The organism is Ferdinandcohnia salidurans (assembly GCF_042680725.1).
GTDB lineage: Bacteria > Bacillota > Bacilli > Bacillales > Bacillaceae_L > Ferdinandcohnia > Ferdinandcohnia salidurans.
Genome location: NZ_JBHUEK010000039.1, coordinates 1 through 1736, shown reverse-complemented (window position 1 = coordinate 1736; position 1736 = coordinate 1). Strand labels below are relative to the sequence as shown.

1 protein-coding gene is annotated in these 1736 nt (G+C 39.6%); it reads left to right on the top strand.

Annotated elements, in window-relative coordinates; all coding sequences use genetic code 11:
* Window positions 1–461: 461 nt before the first annotated feature.
* Window positions 462–1724 carry a group II intron reverse transcriptase/maturase gene (ltrA, locus tag ACFSFW_RS24210; RefSeq protein ID WP_388042220.1) on the top strand — a complete coding sequence of 421 codons (1263 nt, stop codon included), beginning with the start codon at window positions 462–464 and terminating at the stop codon, window positions 1722–1724.
* Window positions 1725–1736: the final 12 nt, after the last annotated feature.

Here is a 1736-nt window from a genome sequence, read left to right as displayed (position 1 = left end):
ACCATTAGCCAAAGGCAAGGGTGTCCGTGGCGACGCGGAATCCGAAGGAAGCCCTAGGCAAATCCTCGGTCTGAGGTACACGAATCACATTTGAGGTTTACGTTTCAGGACGAGTTTGCAAAACAAAACAAAGTCCAAAATATCCCCGGATGAACCGTAAATAAATGTGGCAGATATATGAGGAGAAAGTGAATGAACTTACCCTGGGAGGTCTCTTGATATCCTGTAAAGGAACCTATTTAGTGATAAGTAGCTGAATCAAGAGAAGTCAGCCGATGTCATAGTATCAACCTTACGGTTGAGAAGGACGGAACGAAAGGAGAGACCATGTTAGACTACTTTACAAAGGAACGAAGACACAGCCAATCGTAAGACTACATTAGAGCTAGAAGGGCGGAAACCGACGAACCCTATTGTAGAGTGGAGTTCTCTTTGTGCAAAATCAAGAACATGGGAACGATATGGAATATAATAACGAATTAATTGAGAGAATTATAAGTCGAGAGAACATGAATCGAGCCTTTCAGAAGGTAAAGAGAAACAAAGGAGCAGCAGGAGTCGATGAGAAAGATATAGAAGCTACTCGCCTTCATTTGAAAGAACACGGACAAGAAATCATTCGGCTTATACGGGATGGACAATACAAACCTCGAGCAGTTAGAAGGGTAGAAATCCCAAAACCTAACGGTGGTAAGCGTAATTTAGGAATCCCTACAGTAACCGATCGAGTTATCCAGCAAGCAATTATTCAGGTGCTGACCCCAATTTTCGAGAAACAATTTAGCCCTCATAGCTACGGATTTAGGCCTAATAAAAGTGCTCATCAGGCTATTGAGCAAGCTAGATTATACATCGAAAATGGGTACCAATATGTTATAGATATGGACCTAGAAAAATTCTTTGATAAAGTACAACACGATAAATTAATGTCTATTGTAGCTAAGACCATTACTGATAAACCGACATTAAAACTTATACGTCGGTACTTACAAGCAGGAGTCTTGGAAAATGGTGTTGTGTCCGTAAATAAAGAAGGTACTCCACAAGGAGGACCACTTAGTCCATTACTTAGCAATATTATCTTAAATGAGTTGGATAAAGAACTTGAAAAACGAGGACATAAATTTGTCCGTTACGCCGATGACTGCAACATATACGTGAAAAGTCAAAAAGCTGGTGAACGAGTTAAAAGCGGAATAACCGACTTCATAGAAAAGAAGCTAAAACTCAAGGTGAATGAAGAGAAAAGTGCGGTGGGAAAGCCGATAGCACGTATATTCTTAGGGATGAGTTTCTACCGAAGTAAGGGAAAAGTCAGGGTGTACGTGCCAAAGAAATCTAAACAAAGGTTTGAGGTTAAGCTAAAGAAACTCACTAACCGCAATTGGGGAGTAAGTATGGAATATCGCATTCAAAAGATAAACCAACTAATTCAAGGGTGGGGGAACTATTTCAAAATCGCTGATATAAAGAGATATACATATCTATTAGACGCACATATCAGAAGAAGATTGAGAGCCTGCCGATGGAAAGAATGGAAGAAAACGAGAACAAAATACCGAAACCTAAAGAAACTTGGCATTTACTCTAGTACTGCTTGGAAATGTGCAAACTCCCGAAAGGGATATTGGAGAACGTCTAATAATCCTGTCTTGGATTCAGCTATGAATAAAGAATACTGGCTGAAACAAGGACTAAAACAATTAAATCAAATTATTACATAAACTTTCGAACCG